This window comes from uncultured Chitinophaga sp. (assembly GCF_937898475.1).
GTDB lineage: Bacteria > Bacteroidota > Bacteroidia > Chitinophagales > Chitinophagaceae > Chitinophaga.
The window spans coordinates 428,037-449,417 of record NZ_CALEJS010000012.1 but is presented as its reverse complement, the minus strand read 5'-3'; the positions used below and the strand labels follow the sequence as shown (position 1 = coordinate 449,417).

General features: G+C 48.1%; 14 protein-coding genes and 1 tRNA gene. 11 read left to right on the top strand and 4 right to left on the bottom strand.

Translation table 11 applies throughout. From position 1 onward, the window contains the following. Positions 1-250 precede the first annotated feature (250 nt). The 3 genes from Q0577_RS05250 to Q0577_RS05240 all read right to left on the bottom strand — a co-directional run bounded on the left by Q0577_RS05250 (position 251) and on the right by Q0577_RS05240 (position 4,553). The gene (locus Q0577_RS05250; protein ID WP_298733451.1) at positions 251-910 is read right to left on the bottom strand and encodes a response regulator transcription factor; all 660 of its coding nucleotides are present in this window, start codon (positions 908-910) and stop codon (positions 251-253) included. 705 nt (positions 911-1,615) lie between these two features. After that, entirely contained in the window at positions 1,616-2,335 is a 720-nt protein-coding gene (locus Q0577_RS05245) for a DUF6515 family protein (protein WP_298733449.1), read from the bottom strand. 238 nt (positions 2,336-2,573) lie between these two features. Then, a complete protein-coding gene (locus Q0577_RS05240) occupies positions 2,574-4,553 on the bottom strand; it encodes a hypothetical protein (RefSeq protein ID WP_298733447.1) in 1,980 nt (659 codons plus the stop codon). 135 nt (positions 4,554-4,688) lie between these two features. Between Q0577_RS05240 and Q0577_RS05235 the strand changes: the two genes are divergently transcribed. The 5 genes from Q0577_RS05235 to Q0577_RS05215 all read left to right on the top strand — a co-directional run bounded on the left by Q0577_RS05235 (position 4,689) and on the right by Q0577_RS05215 (position 12,036). Continuing rightward, positions 4,689-6,104, top strand: coding sequence for a hypothetical protein (locus Q0577_RS05235; protein WP_298733445.1), 1,416 nt, complete (start codon positions 4,689-4,691; stop codon positions 6,102-6,104). A gap of 24 nt (positions 6,105-6,128) precedes the next feature. Beyond that, positions 6,129-9,485 (top strand): DEAD/DEAH box helicase, encoded by a 3,357-nt coding sequence (locus Q0577_RS05230; RefSeq protein ID WP_298733443.1) that lies wholly within the window; start codon positions 6,129-6,131, stop codon positions 9,483-9,485. A gap of 4 nt (positions 9,486-9,489) precedes the next feature. Beyond that, the gene (locus Q0577_RS05225; RefSeq protein ID WP_298733441.1) at positions 9,490-10,062 is read left to right on the top strand and encodes a Crp/Fnr family transcriptional regulator; all 573 of its coding nucleotides are present in this window, start codon (positions 9,490-9,492) and stop codon (positions 10,060-10,062) included. Positions 10,063-10,133: 71 nt separating this feature from the next. After that, on the top strand, positions 10,134-10,520 hold the full coding sequence (locus Q0577_RS05220) for a DUF4267 domain-containing protein (RefSeq protein WP_298733439.1): 387 nt from the start codon (positions 10,134-10,136) through the stop codon (positions 10,518-10,520). 52 nt (positions 10,521-10,572) lie between these two features. Continuing rightward, positions 10,573-12,036: an MFS transporter gene (locus Q0577_RS05215; protein ID WP_298733437.1), complete on the top strand. Its 1,464-nt coding sequence runs from the start codon at positions 10,573-10,575 to the stop codon at positions 12,034-12,036. Positions 12,037-12,046: 10 nt separating this feature from the next. On the opposite strand, the gene Q0577_RS05210 is transcribed toward Q0577_RS05215, so the two are convergent. Next, positions 12,047-15,241 (bottom strand): GH92 family glycosyl hydrolase, encoded by a 3,195-nt coding sequence (locus tag Q0577_RS05210; RefSeq protein WP_298733435.1) that lies wholly within the window; start codon positions 15,239-15,241, stop codon positions 12,047-12,049. Positions 15,242-15,357: 116 nt separating this feature from the next. Between Q0577_RS05210 and Q0577_RS05205 the strand changes: the two genes are divergently transcribed. The 6 genes from Q0577_RS05205 (at position 15,358) to Q0577_RS05180 (ending at position 21,380) form a co-directional block, all read left to right on the top strand. Continuing rightward, entirely contained in the window at positions 15,358-15,537 is a 180-nt protein-coding gene (locus tag Q0577_RS05205) for a hypothetical protein (RefSeq protein ID WP_298733433.1), read from the top strand. A gap of 424 nt (positions 15,538-15,961) precedes the next feature. Then, entirely contained in the window at positions 15,962-16,471 is a 510-nt protein-coding gene (locus Q0577_RS05200) for a sigma-70 family RNA polymerase sigma factor (RefSeq protein WP_298733431.1), read from the top strand. 3 nt (positions 16,472-16,474) lie between these two features. After that, complete coding sequence (locus Q0577_RS05195) at positions 16,475-17,116, top strand: hypothetical protein (protein WP_298733429.1); 642 nt, start codon at positions 16,475-16,477, stop codon at positions 17,114-17,116. Between the two features lie 276 nt (positions 17,117-17,392). Next, positions 17,393-17,466, top strand: a tRNA-Pro gene (locus Q0577_RS05190). A gap of 605 nt (positions 17,467-18,071) precedes the next feature. Further along, entirely contained in the window at positions 18,072-18,284 is a 213-nt protein-coding gene (locus tag Q0577_RS05185) for a helix-turn-helix transcriptional regulator (protein ID WP_298733427.1), read from the top strand. A gap of 24 nt (positions 18,285-18,308) precedes the next feature. Beyond that, on the top strand, positions 18,309-21,380 hold the full coding sequence (locus Q0577_RS05180) for a type I restriction endonuclease (RefSeq protein WP_298733425.1): 3,072 nt from the start codon (positions 18,309-18,311) through the stop codon (positions 21,378-21,380). Position 21,381: the final 1 nt, after the last annotated feature.

Here is a 21,381-nt window from a genome sequence, read left to right as displayed (position 1 = left end):
TAAAAAGGCAGCGATTGTGCAGCATAAGGATCGATAACGAATAGCACTCATAGGTAACAGCGTAACAGATAAGCTATTGCCAAAGCCATAACTTATTGTAATACATATAAATAGGACTCCCTGGTTTTAAACCCGGCTCAAAATAGCTCTATATTTAATATATAAAATTAGAAATAATTATTAAATAAAATAATATAAATGAGGTAAAATATCAAAATTAGTCTTATATGCGAGAAGAATATATTGGGGATCAGCTATTTCTGTAACGTTGAATAATATTTTTTATCACATATTCGGTAAGGGCGTTGCGACCGCTTAGCCCGAGTTTGCGGGCGATATTGTAACGGTGGTTCTCGATGGTTTTACTACTGACATATAATTCTGCGGCTATCTCTTTAGTGTTCTTTCCTTCAGCGATCAGTTTAAGGATGCGTATTTCCGTTTTAGAGAGGTGATATTTCTCCTGCAGAGAGGGAGGCATGCCATCGTCCTGTTCAGGCTCGAACACCTGGCGTTCGCCTCTGAAAATGGCAAAACGGGTGAGCCGTGCCCGCACACCCGACAGCAGGTCCTGCCGTTTGAAAGGTTGCACCATATAATCATCTGCTCCCAGGTTCATTGCCATGCGCATATCCTCACGGTTCTCCCGGAGGCCGATGAAGATCAGCGGAATATGCGCCACACGCTGATCATCACGCAGGGCCATCAGAAAATGATGGCCTCCTGTGTCACGCAGAGTAGCGCCACAAATGATCAGATCAGGCAACTGCTCCACACAGATCTGCAATCCCTCCTCTGCGGACTGCGCTGAGAGGACTTTATAGTCCTGCAGCTCCAGCAGCTGGGTTACTTGATGAATGAATGAATGACTCCCGTCTACCAGTAATATTTTACGAGAGACTTCATTCATCAGACAATATGTTTGTACAATTCTGCATAGGCCGGATCAGGGGAGCGTTCGGCTACCTTACTACACATGAATTTGATGTTAACGCCAACGGCGGTTTAGATTTTTTCACCATAGTTTGTTCGCAAGTTTGTTCGCAGACAAGGGATAAATGCGCCAAATAATTTTAAATTTTTGTTATACAATGGTTTACATCAAGCCCGGGATGTACATGTCCTTCATACGTAAATATGACGCAAGATAACGGGCATCAATAAACGATAAAAGCACAGTCTTGCTTAAAATAGGTACTAACCCCCAAAATAGCACTATATGAATTAGGTACTAGCTCCCAAAAATGGGTACATACACTCATTTTACGGGGTTTTTCTAAAAAAACCTCCACTCACTGACCGTACTTTCTCAAATTTGCAAAACAACCAAAATTAAAGACCGCGAAGCCCTGAACGAAATTCTATTGAAGAATAACAAAACAATAACAAAAAATAACGTACTCTCTATAACTCAAAACTAACAGGATTAGCTTGCGAAAGCAAGTTTTCATAGGATAGTTATCAGCCCCGTCCCCCATTCCTGGGGGACAGTTATTTTACCGAAATCCGTATAGTTATCTGCGATAGATCAGTCACTTATCCATATAAAAACAGGAGACGCTTTATCATTTTGACAAAACATCTCCTGCAGATATACGTTACAGTTACAAGCCTGTTAATCAGCAGATTCCTTACCTACGATCCTGTAACCGGTAACATTGTGGTCTGCATCCCTTTCTTCCTGGTAATACATACCGTCAGGTGATACATACAGGGTCTGGCCATTGATCTCTACTTTACGGCTGTTCTGCGGCAGCGCAGGTATCACCCCTTCATCTGAGGGGGCGTTGGCAGCCGGCGCGTGCTCATCTCCGCCTATGTTCAGCTGCCCGTCTTTACCTACAATAGCGTAACGGCGCTGATTTTGTTTGATCACTTCCTGGTAGAAGGTGCCATTATACTCATAGTAGGTATTACCGTCGATAGTCACCTCTTGGGCGCCGGACGGCAAATTGGGCACATCTGCGCCTACCGGCGGTTCGGCCACTTCATACTCCTTGTTATCGCTGGAAGGCCGGTAAAAAGTACCATCGTAGTAGTAATACGGCCCCCAGGCTGTTCCCAGGGTAATAAAGCCGTATGGCAGTACTCCCAGCCGGAAACCGATGGGGTAATAGTATGGATAGTATGCCCTTACATAAGGCCTTGGATAATAGTGTACCACCCGGGGACGATAGTAATGTCCTCCCCCGAAATGGGCGCCAACGCCTACCCTTGTCCCGCCTCCGTAAAAATGCCCGCCTACGCCGGCACGCCGCTGGGCTGACACGCTGCCTGCTGAAAATGTGCTTATGAAGGCTATAAGCGCACCCAGTATCAATAATCTCCGTTTCATCTGTTTAAAGTTTTATTGCTGACTGGCGTTAAATATTTGCTTTTGGTGATTTAGATGGTGGCGGGAAGGGAAGGTTTAATATCAGAACAGCTAAAGAAAGTTTAAAAGTTTGAAAGTTCGAGGTTTGACGTTTGTTGAAGGTTCCAGGTTCATGAGGAAATATGCCAGCTCAACTCACTTGTCCTGAACCTCTCACTTCTAACAAACTTCAAACCTGAAACGTCAAACCTCAAACCTTCTAGTCTCTCCTGTATAAGCGGCTATTATTCAAGTCAATGCAGTAGTCGGTGATCCAGCTGCCGGCTACGTCTACGTAGAGGATGTTGGGCTTATTGCGGGGGTTAATGGTGCCATTGGCGATCCATTCGCTGAGGGTGGGTAGCATCAGCCGGTTGCCTTTGGCGGAGAGGTCCAGGATGGTTTCGTTCTTTTTAAGGGCATTGGCCAGGAGGATAACGCCGCTTACCAGGGCCCCCGTCTTGTCCGGCCGGTAGCCGTTACAGATCAGGGCAGCCTCCTGCCCGCTTTGGGTCAGCTGCCAGTCCAGCCGTACCAGGTCGTTATCACTCACCCCATCCTTCATACTGTTGAAAAAAGCCAGCTGGGCGGCCAGCAGTTTCTGCATATCGTTGGTAGCGGCATATTTACGGCGGTAGTTGATAAAGGCCCCGGAAGCGTCTGCAATGGTGCAGGAATCGATAGTGCCGTTATGGTAGGCACGCTGCTCAAACACCACGATCACCTTCCCCGCCAGGTCTTTCAGTTGAAGTTCCGCCAGCTTTCTGGCGGAATGGCTGAAAAGATGCCCGCCCAGCGAGGCGACCAGCGTATCTGCAATGGAAGCGGTAGGAACGTCTGCATCGCAGAAATGACTGAAATTCAGGATAACCGTTTCCATTTTGTGCTCCTCCAGGAAGCTGCGCAAGCCATCCAGCACGTCGGAAAATTTTTCACCATAGCCGGCGCCTACGGCATCCGCATCGCAATCTGACTGTGCATGTTTGGTATACAGTGCATTAGCAAATTTCCCTATCCGCAGGTCGAACATCCGGATGCCCTCCTCCAGCTGGGACCTGATGGGCAGGCGCTGTGTAAGGGTATTACAGCTGTTGATGGCGTCTTTCATTTGTCCGCCGGTGCCGCTAAGCACCGACATCCCTGCATCATGCGAGCCGGGGATAACGATATCTTTCAGGCTGAGATCTGCCCGGTGGGGATGAAACAGGTCCTGCATCCAGGAGGCGGGATCATAGCTGGCAAAATAGCTGAGATAAAAACGGTTATCTGCGCCGGTATAAGCCATAATGAAATTGTTGCTGTCCAGCTCACACACCGCTACCGGGTTACCGGTGCTAAAGTAGGCCGGCAGTACTTTCTGTTCGCCGGGCCTTATACCGTCTGCCGCCGTAGTGTAGTATATCCGGTTATCGTTCTTTGGGCCTTTCCAGATATAGAAGAGGTGCCGGGAGTTCCACACATGATAGAGTGCGGGCGCAGCGCCGGTTTCGGCGTCTTCCAGGCGAACGGGGTCCTTCCAGCTGGCGTCGTGCACGTTATAATCGGCATAGTAGATATCCTGCCCTTTATACCCCCGCCAGCACAGCCGTACGTCCGTATCCGTAAGGCTGACAACAAAGGGGTAGTCGGCCGCTTTGACATTGTAGATCTCTTCCACGCTGGCTGTTTTAAAAGTGCCGTTCTGCTCCGGTTCGAGGATGGCATATACCAGCGTGCTCCTGTTAGCAGCATGAGACACCAGCATCAGCTGGCCATGTACCACGGTGGTACTGAGGCCGTAAGACAATGACCAGGGACCGTCCAGCCGCTGTACAAAGATATTTTCCGCGTTAAAGCCCGTATCGGAATTACTGATCACGTAGTGCAGACCGCCATTAGCGCTGATCCACAAGAGATAGAGCCGGTCATTCATCACCTGCAGCACCGGTGCAAAGTTGCTGCTGCTGTTTGGGATCTTCACCTGGGTTTGTACAAAGGCAGTATCATGCCGCCTGCCCAGGAAGCTGACGTTGATAGCGCCATTGGGGCCGCTCTCCTTCCAGGCTACAAAGTATCCGCCATGATAGCTGGTGATGTCAATTGCTTTATCTGTAGCCGCCTGCGGCAAAAAATTAACGGGCGCGGTAAAGGAAAGGTTCTGTGCCTGCAGGCAAAGGGCATAACAAAACAGGGCCCCCAAAAAAAGAAATCTGATCATCATAGTGCTGTGCCTCATCTTTATAACAGCAGCAGCCCAATATTGTTTAAACCTTTCTTATAGCTAATGCGTTAACTATCAACATCATTTAATACTTGTTGTATGCGGTGTACTCTACTACTCCTACCCGTTCTGCTTTTGCTATGGCAACCCGCCTCCGCGCAGGATGCGCATTACTGGTCCAATAACTATGGCCCTGGTGTTTTTCTTACACCCGGATCGGTGATCGCCAGTAACCGCGACAGCGGCGTGCTGTTCTATAATCCTGCCCTGCTAAGCCTTTCAAACAAGGACAGGCTCGCCATCAGCTCCATCAGTGCCAACATTTACAACCTGGAATCCATCAAAATCAGGAACGGGGCGGGCACGGGCAGGCACCTCCGCTCACAGTCCGTACGCATTATTCCCCAGATGCTGTCGGGTAGTATTTCCTTTGGGAAAAAAGCGCCGGTGGTAATTGCCTACGCACTGATCAATGCGCCGGGCATACGCTTTCAGAGCTCCCAGCGGCGGGATGAAAAGATAAACGTACTGGACGACAGTTACAGTCCGGGTACCGAGTACTTTGTGGGCGACTATGTAATAGAGAACCGGGTAAGCGAAACCTCCGCCCTGCTGGGAACAGGCTTCCGGCTTTCTCCCCGGCTGTCTGCCGGCTTCTCCATGGAAGCGGCCATACACCAGCAGCGTTACAATGTAAACACCAATGGCCGGGCCCTGGCCAACCGCGATATAGACAGTTCTTCACTACCGCTGGTCAGCAGCGAGGCTTACTACCTGGCCAACTATGTGCATGTGGGGCTCCGGTTCAAAGCAGGACTGGCATATAGCGCCGGCCGGCATCATCTCGGGCTCATGCTCACTTCGCCGCTGGTGCATTTGTGGGGCCGTGGCAGCATTGTGAGTGACTATATGCTTAGCAACATCCGGGAAGCTTATTCAGGGGTATTTTACGACTTTATGGCCAGCACCCGGCAGGAAAGCCTGAAAGCCAGGTGGAAAATGCCGCTCAGCATTGCAGCAGGCTACGCTTACGACTATGGCAGAGGGCAGTTGTACTTTGCAACAGAATATTTTCTGCGGATAAAGGACTATAACATCCTTACGCCCCGCAACGAAGCCTTTGTACGGCCGGATACCGGCGATAACCGCACATTAACCACCTCACTGATCCGCCTGCACGACGCCCGCACCTCCGTTATTAATTTTGCCCTGGGCATCAGCTATGTACTGAAGCCCAATATTACGGCCTACTGCGCTGTAAGAAGCGACATGAGCTATGCCGATTCTGGCGAGTTTGAAAACCTGACCGGCTATGAAGCTTTTACCGCGCACTGGAACAATTATCACCTGGCGCTGGGCGCCAACTTCAAAAGACAGAAATTCAATTTCAGGACCGGCTTCCTGCTGGCGTATGGCCATACCGGCGCCTATCCGCAGGATGTTAATTTTGATCAGCCGGACGAAGACAACCTGTTGCTAGGAAACCCCGTAAATACCGTGGCCCGCCGATTTTCAGCAGGATTCATGCTCTCTTACATCCACAATCTGTAACTTGCCCCGGTAAAAATCACACCATTGGCAAACGAGTATGTTCTGGAAGGTATTGATGGCCCGGGGCTGAGCAACAGCATTATCCTGAAACACAGCGCAGCGGCCATTGATACCGGGGCAAAAGGGTTCATGGAGTTAGTACCCGGGCACATTACGGTAAATGAGGCCACCTTCATTTTCCCGGAAGGATTTCCTGCGGTAAGGGTAGCGTTGCAGGAGCAGCGTCTGCGTCTCTCATGCCAGTGCAACGCAGCAGCAGAACGGCTGTGCCAGCACCAGGCACAGGTGCTGTACAATCTTGTGAACCGCAACGAGCTGCGGATATTCTTTGACGATAAGCTGCGGAACGAGAGGATCAGAAAAGCCGCTGCAGATTACGGGCTGGAAAATGCGCCGGAACCCGCGGCTTACTTCCAGGTGGAACTGCAGAACAAAAAAGCGGTGATACGGCCCGCTATCCCCGGACTGCTGCCCATTACAAGAGACAGTTTTGGCGCGCTGCAGGAAGCGCTGTTCAGCAATGCAGGCCCTGCCCTTCCCCGCGGCGCTGCCTGGTCGCCTGACACGGTTCGTTGCATAGTGATCCGGCAACATAAATACTACAAACACCTGCATATTGAGCTCTATGAAGCCGCTGCTACCAAAGACGGGAAGATAAAGCACCCCCTCACACTGCTGCAGCCCGTGGATTATATCTGGGCACTGGATGATCCCCGGCAGATACGCTTCTTTACAGCGATCACCCGTTTTCAGCAGCCGGAAGGCGGTAAACGCACGGCAACGGACATTGAAAGCCTGCAGGCCATTATCGCCAATCCCCTGCAGCTGCCTTTTTACTACCATAACAGCGATGTCTCCGAACATGTTTCCGTTTCGTCCCTGGTGCCGGTAAGGGTCAGCGCCTTAAAACACCCTATATCCCTTACCGTAAGTCAGCAGGACCCTTTCTATGAGCTGGAAGGCCATCTGCATATAGGCGGCAGCAGACTGCCCCTGCAATCGCTGCAGCTGCGGTACTCCTATTTCATCCTCCTTGAAGGCGCCCTGCTGCTGGTGAAAGATCTGCACCTGCTGGATATTATCGACTTTTTCAGGAAACAAACCGGCACTGTGAGCATTCACGAAACGGGCTATCCTGCGCTGAAGCGTAACATTCTTTCCCGCCTGGAGAACAAGGTACAGATCAACTATTCCTACCTGCCGCCCGCTTCCCCTGACCTGGCGGCAAAACATGGTTTTAACGGGCCGCCCGAAAGGATCATCTACCTGTCTGAACTGGGCGGTTTTGTGATGATCAACCCCGTGATGCGATACGGCCCAGTAGAGATCCCCGTGCTCAGTAAACGGCAGGTATCTGGTGTGGATGCAAAAGGAAAAGAGTTTGCCGTAAAACGCAATGATGCCGCAGAAATTGCTTTCACCGCTTTGCTCATACGGCAGCATCCTTATTTCGAAGAACAGCTGCAGGATGGACAGTCCTATTTTTACCTGCACAAAGAACGTTTCCTGCAGGAAGAATGGTTCCTCCAGGCCTTTGATGAGTGGTACCAGCAGGACATTACAGTACTGGGCTTTAACGAGATCAAGGGCAACCGGCTGAACCCGCATAAGGTGCGTATAAGCATCGAGGTTACCAGCGGCGTCAACTGGTTCAATACCAGGATTGATGCGCGCTATGGCAGAAGAAGAGCCAGTATAAAACAGCTGCAGCGGGCAGTGGTCAACAAAAGCCGTTTTGTACAGCTGGATGATGGCACCCTGGGCATATTGCCGGCAGCATGGCTGGAAAAGATGGCCGGCTTTTTCCAGGCAGGCGAAGTGGAAGATGAACTGCTGCGCACCCATAAGATCAACTATTCCGCTATAGAGGAGCTATATGACCGGGAAATGTTGTCGCCTGATGTACTGCATGAGCTCAGCGTATACCACTCCCGGTTTGCAGGCTTTGAATCTATCCGGGAAGTACCTGTGCCGCCCGGACTGGAAGGCATGCTGCGCCCATACCAGCGTGAAGGACTGAACTGGATGAATTTCCTGGATGAGTTCAACTTTGGCGGATGCCTGGCAGACGATATGGGCCTGGGTAAATCCTTACAGGTGATCGCCTTTATTCTTTCGCAACGCAACAAAAAGGTCAGGAATACCAACCTGATCGTTGTGCCCACCTCCCTGATCCACAACTGGCAGAACGAGGTCCGCAAATTTGCGCCCGGCCTCAATATGCTCACGCTTTACGGGGCAGACAGGGTGAAAGATACCCGCTATTTTGACGATTTTGAGATCATTCTTTCTTCTTACGGCACCTTGCTGACCGACATCTCTTTTCTGCGCAAATACACCTTCAATTACGTGTTCCTGGATGAGTCCCAGAACATCAAGAACCCTTCTTCCCAGCGATACAGGGCCGTGCGCTTATTGCACTCGCGCAACCGGATCGTTATTACCGGCACCCCGGTTGAGAACAGCACTTTTGACCTGTATGGCCAGCTCTCTTTTGCATGTCCGGGCCTGCTGGGCAGTAAACAATGGTTCAGGGATACCTTTGCGGTACCGATCGAAAAGTTCAAGGACAGCAAGCGTGCAGCCGAACTGCAAAAAAAGATCCACCCTTTTGTACTACGGCGTACCAAGCAACAAGTGGCTGCAGAACTACCTGACAAGACGGAGATGACCATCTACTGCGAGATGCAGGAAGAACAGCGCAAAATATACGATGCCCGTGAAAAAGAATTAAGGGAATACATTGAATACTGCCCTGAAGATGAGCTGAAGAAGAATCCCATGCACGTATTAAAGGGCATTACCCGTTTGCGGCAGATCTGCAATTCACCACTGCTGCTCAATGACGGCAGCGCTTACAGTGAAGCCTCCATAAAAACAGATGTGCTGCTGGAACAGATCAGCACTAAATCCAAACAGCATAAAATACTAATCTTCTCCCAGTTTGTAAGCATGCTGAACCTGGTTGGCAAAGCGCTGCACACCAAACATATTCCCTTTGCTTATCTTACCGGCAGCACGCGCGACAGGGAAAGTGTAGTTACAAATTTCCAGGCTAATGACGAGGTACGCGTGTTCCTGATCAGCCTCAAAGCTGGCGGCACAGGGCTTAATCTCACCGCTGCCGATTATGTTTATATTGTAGACCCCTGGTGGAATCCGGCGGTGGAAAACCAGGCTATTGACCGCTGTCACCGTATAGGCCAGGATAAACACGTAGTTGCGGTCAGGCTGATCTGCCAGAATACCATTGAAGAAAAGATACAGCAGTTGCAGGCCTCCAAAAAAGAACTGGTGAACGAGCTGGTGAAGACTGACAGCACCATGCTGAAATCACTCAGCAAAACAGATCTTATTGCTTTATTGAACCATCCGAAATAACATCATGGAAAAACTGATCCAGACCATTAAGCAGTTTATTAAACTCAGTGCAGCAGAAGAACAGCAGGTAGCTGTACTCTTCAAGGAAAAGCAATTGCTGAAAGGCGAATATTTTCTGCAGGAAGGCGGTGTCTGTAAATACGTAGGTTTCATTCAGCAAGGACTGGTCAGGTATTTTATCAATAAAGACGGCCAGGAGCTTACCGGCGAATTTGGCCGGGAAGGAGAATTTGTATGCAACTACTCCAGCTTCCTGGACAGATCTGTCTCTGAGGAAAATATTCAATGCCTGGAAGATACCCGCCTGCTGGTGATCAGTTTTGACGACCTGCAGACGTTTTACAATACCATTGCCGAAGGCAATAAATTTGGCCGGCTGATGGCAGAAAACCTGTTTGTGTATGCTAAACGGAAGATCGCTTCCATGTACAGCGACCCGCCAGAGACACGCTACCTGCAGTTCCTGGAGCTCTATCCTGATATTCAGCAACGCATTCCACAGTACTATATCTCTTCCTATGTAGGTGTAAAACCGCCATCCCTGAGCCGCATACGCAAAAGGTTATCGCGGTCCTGAGCTTTATTAACCCGGGTGAACGGAATTGGCGGAGCAGCGCCGCACCTTTGTACTGTTCAAAAACAAGTACAATGACAACAACATTCAGATCTGTCACCTGGTGGCTCACATTCATCTCCGGCCTTATGCTGATATTTATCGGCCTGCGCTTTTTCCTGGTACCGGAAGCGGCAGCAACCGCATTTGGAATTCAGCTGGACACCCGGAGCGATTTTTCTTTCCATTACATTAAAGCAATAAGGGATACTTTCAGCGGATTGCTGTTCATCGCACTGCTCCTCATGAAAGAGTGGCGGGCGCTGGGCATTACCTTATTGCTGGGTAGTATTGTTCCCTCGGTAGATATGAGCATTGTAATCTCTCATCCGGATTATGAACCTGCCAGGATATATCCGCATCTTTCCGCTATCATACTGTGTATCGGTTTAGGGATCGCATTTCTCAGGCGCGGTAAATGAAGCGCCACCTCTCTTGGTATAATCATTGCCGACTGAACCCATAAGCTGGCATATGATCTTACGTCCTAAAAAAACATTGACAACAGCAGAGGTGGAAAGCGGCTTAAAGCTGGTGATCGGGGATGGACTTGCTGCAGAGGCAATGACCACCCTTACCAGTGGGGCTTTCCTGGTAGCCATGGCATTATTGCTGGGGGCTAACAATTTCCAGATCGGCCTGCTCGCCGGCTTGCCCACCTTCACCAACCTGTTTCAGCTGTTCTCTGTCTGGCTGGTGCGGCGCTTCAACAACCGCCGCGCCATTGCGGTGATATGCGGCGTACTGGCGCGTATACCATTGCTGATCATCGGATGCATAGCGCTTTTTGCACCACATGCTTCTTCCGTGCAACTCATCATTTTCTTCCTGTTCTTTTACCAGTTTTTCGGCTCTGTTGCTGGTCCAAGCTGGAACTCCTGGATAAAAGACCTGGTACCGGAGAACCGGATGGGAGCCTACTTTTCAAGAAGAGGCAGCTATACGCAAACGCTGAACGTGGTGCTGAGCCTCGCCGTAGCCTTAGCAGTTGATTATATAAAAAGACGTTATCCGCAATATGAACTGGCCACCTATGCTACCATGTTCATTGCCGGTGGCTGTATCGGGCTGTTCGGCGAATTCATCCTTTCGCTGGCGCCGGAACAGCAAACCTATATGGCGAAGGACAACATATTCCGCCTGCTGAAGCGACCATTGCAGGATCCTAATTTCCGCAGCCTGCTGGTGTTTAATTCTGCCTGGGTATTTGCGCTCAACATTGCAACGCCCTTCTTTATGGTATTCATGCTGAAAGGCATGGGATTGTCGCTTTCCTATATCATCCGGCTTACCATCATCAGCCAGCTATGCAGTATACTTACCATCAGGATATGGGGCATATTTGCAGACAGGTACAGCAATAAAACGATCATCAGCATTGCCGCACCATTATACATTACCTGCATCATTGCGTGGTGTTTTGTAGGAATTTATTCACGGTTATATGCCAACCTCATCCTGCTGGTAGCCATTCATATGGTGACGGGCGCCTCTACCTCGGGCATCAATCTTTCTCTCACCAATATCGGGTTAAAGCTGGCGCCACGGGAAGACGCGGTGGTATACCTTTCTGCCAAGAATATCATCACCGCTTTCTTTTCTTCCATTGCCCCGCTGATCGGCGGTTACCTGGCAGACTTCTTCAGCCAGCGGCATCTCAGTATTGACGCCACCTGGGGCAGCCCTAAACTACAGAAGACACTGCACCTGGTATCCCTGCACGACTGGAATTTCCTGTTCCTGCTGGGCGCACTGCTGGCCCTCATTGCGCTGGATCTGCTGGGATGGGTAAGAGAAACCGGGGAAGTAAAAAAAGATGTGGTGGTGCGCGTGATGCGCAGCAGCATCAAGAACAATCTCAAAGATTATTTCATCATCGGCAACCTGCTTAGCTGGCACTCCCAATTAAAAGCCATTATCAAAAAGAAAAGCACCTAAGGTACGCGGCTCATGGATGTGCACCCATTGCTTCCAGTATATCCGGGGCCGATAAGGGAGCGGCAAATACTTTTATTTTATCCATGTAGCCGTTAAAGATGCGTGATGAAGGAAATTCTTCGTTGCGGCCAATATTCCAACGGTTGCTGACAGACAGGTTGGCCGATTCCTCCAGGTGTGCGCTTGCTTTCAACTGGCCGTCAATATACAGCTCCAGGGTTTTGCCGTTACAAACGCCTGCAATGTGGTGCCAATGATTTTGCCAGTTGGCCGGTAATGCGGCACTTACATCTCCCCTGCCCCAGCCGCCTGCAAAAAAAGTGAGCGAGCGGTTACCGGATACCTGCAGCACATGTACATCGCCTTTGGTAAAAAGGTCTACCAGGTTATCACCGGGGGCGGTAGGATATACCCAGGCCATCATGGTAATAGATGAATCCATTACATCGAGACTGCGTGCATCAGGCACCTCTATATAGCAGTTGCTGCCCAGCAGCAGCTTTGCTGTGCTGTCTGCCGGTTTGTCCGTCCGTATAATATCACCATGGTTAGAAAAACCAGAGCGGTCATACACCTTATCAGCTGTTTTACCTTCCATTTCAAGATCCAGCAGCAATGTAGACTTGTGATCATCATACACACGGAAACGCCGCTGAACGCTATAAAGCTGTAGCTGATACCATCCCGCAGATGTTGCCTGGAACCTGCGGGACAATTGTTTCTCCTCTCCCGGCTGCAGTAGGACTTTAGCTGTGGAGATCAGGCTATCATTGAGGAGCAGCGGCACATCAAATTTGCGCGCCTCGCCACCGGTATTCCGGATAGAGAAAGTACACTCCTGCCAGCTGCCTGCTTTAACAAGCGGCTGCAGCACAAAATTGCTTAGCTGGGGTTTGTCCGGGTATGGGTGCGGCGGCTTGACAACAGTAACAGACATTGTTGCGCCTTCATTTAAACTCAGCTGTGTTTTGCCGGGTTGATAAAGGCGGCAGGGAATAGAGTCGGCAATAGTTGCACCGCTGTCTACCAGGCAATTTTTATACGCAAACGCTTTGCCGTTCACTTTGAGCATTACCTGCTGTGTGCCCAGGCTGCCGCTGTTATGCAATGAGAAGCGTATCCAGAAAAGCTCATGCGGCACTACTTTCTCCCGGGAGGACGCATACTGCTGCATGGTGAACCGCGGTTCCCCCGGCGACGGTGCATGATGAGAAGGCCATTGAGCGGGAGTGACCGCAGTTTCAAATACAATGCTGCCGCCTTCCAGGATACGTGCATGCGAAATAGTGATATTGTCATAAGGGTCCTTGTTAACCGTCATTGACCGGATGTAAGGATAAGCGCCGGTGCGTTTGATCTCCAGTGTGCGGCCGTTCTGCAGATGAATGCGTATAGCGCGGAACAATGGAGCGGCAATACTATATTCCGGGCGCCCCGGGCATGCCGGGTAGATTCCCATCGCACTGAAAATGTACCAGCTGGACATGGAGCCCAGATCGTCATTACCAGGCAACCCGCCCGGAGTGGGTGCAAAACGCGTTTGTAAGATCTCTCCTATCCACTGCTGTGTTTTCTGCGGCGCGCCGGCAGCATTAAAAAGCCAGGGAACGTGAAATACCGTTTCATTGTCAAATATGATCCGCCCGCTCCTGAGCGCTTCGTCCAGGTCTGCTGTAAAACGTTGGCGGCCACCCATCAGGTTCACCAGGTCTTGCTCGTGATGTGGTACAAAATAAGAGTAGATCCATTGATCGCCTTCCTTATAGCCGGTAGTGCCGGGCTGCAGTTTAAAAGTATTGCCGTCGCGGGGAAGGAGCGACATTTCTGCCGGGTGAAAGAGCTGCCGGTAGGCATAACTGCTTTGTAAGAAGCGGCGCTGATCTTCCGGCTGAGCTGCCACTTTTTCCGCAAACTGCGCCAGTGCCCAGTCGTCATATGCATATTCCACCGTGCGGGTGACCGACTCCGGGTAAGAGAACGGAATATAGCCCTGGCGGCGGAATGCGGGCATATCCTGCTGCAGGTAGGGCGTATCTGCAATGCTCTTTTTCATTGCAGTATAGGCCAATGCAGCGTCAATACCGGTAATCCCTTTCAGGTAACTATCCACGATGATCGGCACCGCATGATTTCCGGTCATACTTTCTATGGGCAGGTGCCCGGTTTGCTGGTAAATATCCAGCATGGAAAGCAGCATTTCTCTTTGCTTATCAGGATACAACAGCGTTAGCAATGGATGCAGGGAACGGAAAGTATCCCAGGGAGAAAATCCACCGTATGCATTTCTACCTGTAACCGTGTGCACCTTACCATCTGCGCCGCGATAATGGCCGTCTGCATCAGAGATCACCCAGGGCAGCAGGCAGGCGTGGTATAAGGCTGTATAAAAGACGGTCTTATTGGTTTCGCTGCTATCAGCAACGTCAATAACAGATAATGTACGAGTCCAGGCGCTGCGTGTATCTTTCCAGATGTCATCAAATCCCTTCTTCAGTTCTACGGCGATATTACGTTCGGCGCTTTCCTTACTTACACGGGAAGCGCTGAGGCGCAGCAGGATTACTTTGACGCCGGAGCGGGCGGCTGCAAAGCTGAGGATATAGCCGCCCGGCACAGTATCCCTGCTGGTATAGGGTTCGCTGAAGCGAAACGCGGTATATGCGTTGGTGTTTTCGTTAATAAACACCTGTGGCTTTACACCGGCGGGAAACGTAAAGCGAAACATGCCCGCCCTGGTAGTAGCGGTGGCTTCCACCCGGGTATTGTTATCACGAAACAATACACTGTAGTAACCCGGTTTTGCCAGTTCATCCCGGTGGGAAAATCGGCGTTTGTATTGCCCTGCCTGAAAGTTTTCCCGGCTGTCTACCGGCATTACCTGCAGGTTGCCGGCAGACCCGCTGGGGAAACCGCTGTTGTGATGCAGGCAGCTGAAAAAATATATTGAGCTGTCGCTATAGTCATAACCCCTTGCGCCGGTAACCCGTGTTTCTGGTGTAAGCTGTAAATACCCCCAGGGCGCTACCGCACCGGGATAGGTTCCCCCTTCGCTGCCCCATTTGGTGGGCACACTGCTTTTGCCGGTGCCAATGAAAGGATCTACATAGCTGAGCCGTTCGCGGGTCTGGGCCGCCAGGCGCTGTACGCTCGTCAGGAAACATAAAATAACTATAATACGATGATAATAGCCTACAGATATATGCAAGTTCACTGTTTTTAGGACGGTCGTCAAATTACCAAAATAATTCAATAAATTTAATGTACTTCAATACCCTGAAGCCCCTCAACACTTCATTACCTGTAATCTTAAATTGTACTGTTATGAAAAAAAAGACCATTAAAAAACTGCGACTCGACAAAATTAAAGTGGCCAGCTTAAGCACCACACAGATCACTGCCAGAGACACTGCTATTGTTACCAGAGACACCCTGATATCGGGACCGCTGACTGTTTGCGGCGCCTCCATCTGTATTTGCAGCTGGCCGACGGAAGATTGCTGAAAAAAGGCCGGAGCGTTTCCGGCCTGCTTTTTTTAACGGGTTTTGCAGTCTTGTTAAAGGCAAGGGCCAGCCTGATTTACCCCTGCACACATTTTGTAGTTAACCTTAAACGCAATCCTCCGAACATCTTCTTCTCTTCTATTCTGATCTGTGGTACCTGTAATAGGCGTTCCTGCCCCCATCCGCCAGCCCTTTTATCCAATGGTATATGTGCCGGATTTTGTTAAAATAGCGAGATTTTACCGGTGAGTTGTGATTTTTTTATTTCCCCTGCGAATAATTAGATACAACAATGCAATGCACTATGAAATATGACCAGTTATTACAGGCGCCCGGCAGACTACTGTGCGCCCCCGGCAAGGCAATGACAACAGTAAAGCAATGGCCAGAAAATCTATAACTTAACACTAAAGCAAAGCGTGGCATGGACTCACAACAACAGGCAGATAGATTCCTGACTGTCATAACGGAGCACAAGGGCCTTATTTACAAAGTGGCACATTTATACTGTTATCATGATGAGGACCGGAAAGACCTGATCCAGGAGATTATTTTCCAGCTCTGGCGCTCTTTCGGGAACTATAATGAGCAGTATAAATTGTCTACCTGGCTATATAAAATATCGCTCAACGTAGCTATTTCCTATTACCGGAAAGATAAAAGCCGGGGGCCTGCGGCGCTCCCGCTTACAGACGACATCATTAACCTGCTTCCGGGCGCCGAACAGGATGGAACGGAACAAAACATACGCCTGCTGCAAAGATTTGTAAATGAGCTGCCACCGTTGGACAGGGCGCTGATGATCCTGTACCTGGAAGAAAAAACGCACCGTGAAATGGCAGAGATACTGGGCCTTACCACAACCAATATTGCTACCAAGATCAGCCGCGTAAAAGAAAAGCTCAAACAGAAATTCTCAACCATCAATCATTAAGAAATGGAAGAAATGGAATTAAAAAGCCTCTGGCAGGCTTACGACAAGAAACTCGAAAGGACCCTTGCCCTGAACCTGCACCTGGTGCGGGAGATACAGACACAGAAAGCGAAATCGGCGATCCGGTCCATGAGGGGTATCAAGGTGTTTACTTTATTGGCGGGAATACTTTGGGTGCTGGTCTTAGGCGTCCTGGTGTTCAACTCCCTGCAGTTTGAGCGGATCTTTCTGGTGGTATCCGCGGGAATGATCATGGTGTTTAATATCGTGGCCATTGCGGCTTATATCCGGCACCTGGTACTGATGAGCCGGATCAGCAACAGCGAGTCTGTTGTACAGACCCAGAAACAGCTGGCAATGTTGCAGGCATCTACGATCAGCGTTACAAGGATACTATTTCTGCAGGCGCCGTTTTACACCACCTTCTGGTTTACGCCGGCGATGCTCGGGAATACCTGGTTCTGGGCAGTGGCAGTACCGGTGACGGCGCTTTTTACGTTCGGGGCTGTCTGGATGTACCGGAATATTACGCTAAAAAATGCGGGGAAGCGCTGGTTCCGCTGGTTGTTTAGCGGGAAAGAATGGACTCCGGTGGAAAAAGCCAGGGCTTTTTTGCGGGAGATAGATGAGTTTGAGCGGGACTGATGGTGAGGGGCCCCGGTTTGATCCTGGCCTGGCAGTATTTTTGGGGGATTTCCGGCGGGAAGTACGCGACAGAGGGGCGTTTGCAAAAAGGGAGATAAAAAAGTGGTAAATAAGTTTTTAGAAATGAAAAATATAGTTACTTTTGCATCCCGTCAGTAAAAATACTGACACTTGCATGGGGTGCAAGGACCGAAGGTTCGAATCCAAGCATCCCGACAAAAGATCTTACAAACATTACTTTCAAGATACTACAGCAGTAAAATGCTGTTACCGGTTCGGGACGTAGCGCAGCCCGGTAGCGCACTTGCATGGGGTGCAAGGGGTCGCTAGTTCGAATCTAGTCGTCCCGACTAAGCCTGTAAATATTTGATTTACAGGCTTTTTTATTTTAATTATTTCACTTATCTGACCTGTTTCTTTTATTTTCGCTGAGTGAGGAGCTGAGTAGGCTTACTGAGTAAATTGGCAACTCAGTCGGATTTAAATTATGATGGTTAACGGCTAATAATCAGGCTATTACGTCAATCCTTCCTGCCAAGTACTAAGGTAAATACAACGTCCATACGAACTATAAAAAGGACTAATACTGTAATTCTTTAAAAAAATCGTTAGCCCACTCCTGTGAGTTATTCCGTGAGTTCACAAAGGCGGTCAGAGTTTAAATAATTGATATTAAATTATTTATAGGAATTAATTCGAATCCTGTTCCGCCGATGTGATTTGTTTTCTAAACTCTATATGATATGAATTCTTTGAGTAAGCATTCATTAGTGTCGAAAGAGGTAAAAGATCAATTCTCTCAGCATTGATGAGAGAATTAAGACCATCGATGCAGAGAAAATAAATCCTTCAACTGGTTTGAAATTTCTTATTACATAGGATAATACATGTAGCTAACTTAAAAGGCTATTGTTTTTCCTATTAATAAGATATATTTGCCTAATAAGCAAATTTTATGTCTAAAAAGGCAATTAATCGCATTAAAGTTGTTCTTGCTGAACAGGGCAAAACCAATAAATGGCTTGCTGAAAGTTTAAGTAAGAATGAAACAACTATTTCTCATTGGTGCACCAATGAGAAGCAGCCATCGTTAGAGACATTGATCAGCGTCGCAAAAGTGCTGAATGTGGATGTACGGGAACTAATGCACCCTACTAAGAATTACTGACCAATTTAAACCCCACCAAATTTAATGTCCTTCAACGAAAACTCACGCGTCAAAATTCCTGCTTTACTTCATCTAATGAAGTTGGGATATCATTATATACCTCTTGATCGGCAGCAGTGCAGAGATGATACTAATATCTTCGAAGATATTTTCGTTGAAAGTCTAATACGCATTAACCCAGGGGCGACTACAGAAGAAATTCTTCGGGTATTGGATGAGATAAGCCTGGAATTGGACTATGAAGATCTCGGAAGAAAGTTCTACCAAAGGCTGACGACGACTTCAGGTATTAAACTGATTGATTTTAGGGATTTCGATAATAATAGCTTTCACATTACAGCCGAATTGACTGCTAAGAGCGGAGATGAGGAATTTCGTCCTGATATTACGATATTGATCAATGGCATGCCTTTGGCTTTCGTGGAAGTGAAAAAGCCGCATAATAAAGAAGGGGTAATTGCTGAACGAAGTCGTATTAATGCCCGCTTTAAAAACAAACACTTCCGTCGTTTTGCCAATATCACACAGCTGATGGTCTTTTCCAATAATATGGAATATGAAGACGGAATTGTAGAACCTGTGTTTGGTGCATTTTATGCTACATCGGCTTATGCAGATTTACAGTTCAATTATTTCCGTGAAGATGAAGACTATCCCGTAATACAAAAGTTAGGCACGATTTCAGAGCCGGATGAAAATGCGATATTGAAGGATAACAACCTGCTGGTTATCAAACATAGCCCAGAATTCAAAATCAATAAAGAACCTAATACGCCTACACATCGTATCCTTACTTCTTTATTCAGCCGGGAACGGCTGGCATTCATTTTACGCTATGCGATTGCTTATGTTGAAGAAGAAAGTGGTTTGCATAAACACATCATGCGCTACCCGCAGATCTTTGCCACTATGGCCATAGCAGCCAAATTGGATGACGGCAAGCGTAAAGGTATTATTTGGCATACACAAGGCTCCGGTAAAACGGCTCTGGCCTTTTATAATGTGCAGCACCTTATTGATTATTATCAGAAGCAAAACATTGTCCCGAAGTTTTACTTTATCGTAGACAGGTTGGATCTGCTGATCCAATCTTCAACAGAATTTGCTAATCGCGGTCTAAAAGTGAAACAGGTAAACTCCCGTCTGGCATTTATCAATGATTTACAAATAGCAGGTGCCATACATAATGATAGCGGCAAGCCTGAAATTACTGTTATCAATATCCAGAAATTCAGTGAAGATGCTACCGTCGTAAGGTTACCGGATTATGATATCAATACCCAAAGGATTTATTTTCTGGATGAAGCGCACCGGAGCTATAACCCCAAAGGCAACTATCTCGCGAACCTGATCAATTCTGATAGGAATGCTGTAATCATTGCCTTAACCGGAACACCACTATTAAAAGAGGTAGCAAAAGAATATGATTCCAAGCTGCTTTTTGGTAACTATATCCATAAATATTATTACAATCGCTCCATTGCTGATGGCTATACCCTGCGTTTGATCCGGGAAGAAATAGAAGGCAGCTTTAAAATGGAAATGAAGGATGTGATGCAGCAGATCAAACTCCTGAAGGGCGATATCAAGGCTTCAGATGTGTATGCGGAAAGAAAATTTGCTCAGGGCCTTTTGGATTATATCACTAAGGATTTAAATGACTTCCGGAATTATTGGCAGGATGAAAGCCTGGGTGGTATGGTAGTTTGCGATTCATCCAAGCAAGCCAAAATGCTATTCCAGTTATTTGAAGAACAGTATGGAGAGCAGGAAACAGATGCAGCGCAGTTGTCCATAGCAGACGAGCCATTTGTGCCCTATGGCAAGCAAGGCAAAAAGCCGCTAACCGCAGCATTGATCCTGCATGATGAAAACGATAAGAGTGTACGCAAAGAACTCATTAAAGCATATAAAGCTGGCAAAATTGATTTGCTTTTTGTCTATAATATGCTGCTTACAGGTTTTGATGCCAGGCGTTTGAAAAAGCTCTACCTGGCGCGTGTTATCCAGGATCATAATCTACTGCAGACATTAACGCGTGTGAACCGTCCATACAAAAAGTACCAGTATGGCTATGTTGTTGACTTTGCGGATATATCAAAAGCATTCGACCGTACCAACCAATTATATTTCAGGGAGCTGCAGGAGGAACTGGGTGATGAAATGGAAATGTATTCTCATCTGTTCAAATCCGAAGCGGAAATCAAGACCGAGATTGAACGCATCAAGGAAACACTTTTCCATTACGATACGGAAAACCGCGAAATCTTTTCTCAGCAAATCGCGCAATTGACTAACAAGGCGGAATTGATGCAGCTGGTCAAAGCCTTGCGTACCGCTAAAGAACTGAAAAACTTAATTGCCCTACAGGATCTAGAAGGATTAGGTGAACTGATAGATTTTGATGTACTGAACCGCCTGCTGATAGAGGCACAAAACCGGCTGGATAACCTCAACTTTGTAGAAAACATCGGCAATGAGGAAGCCACGCAAAACCTGTTGAATGCAGCTTTGGAAGACATACTTTTCCAATTCATCAAAGTAGGAGAAGAAGAGTTAAAACTGGCCGATGAACTAAAAGAACAGTTGCGCAAAACCCGGGAAGCTTTGCAAAACAATTTTGACCAGGGTGATCCTCATTTCGTAAGTCTGAAAGAAGAGCTCGAACGTATTTTCAGGAAAAAGAACCTTACCGAAACTACACAGGCGGACATGGTGGAGAACCTGCCCTTGCTACGCAAGATATACGACGAAGCTAAAGAGCTGAACCGCAAAAATGCTTTGCTCAAAGCTAAGTACAGTAACGATGAGAAATATGTGCGCATTCACAAACGCCTTACCGAAAAAGGAACCCTCAATGCCAGGGAAATGCAATTGCATCGTGCTTTGATTCAGGTAAAAAATGAAGTGGACAATAAGCTGGAAAGCCAGGAAGACTTCTTAAGTAATGAGGCACTATTTGACCGCTACCTAATTAAGTTAGTGTCACAGCAATTCGTAGTGAATGAAAAATTAAATTTAGATACAGATACACGCCAAAACATCAGCACCCTTATCGGGAAAGAATATTTTCAATTGTATCACAACCGGTATTAAG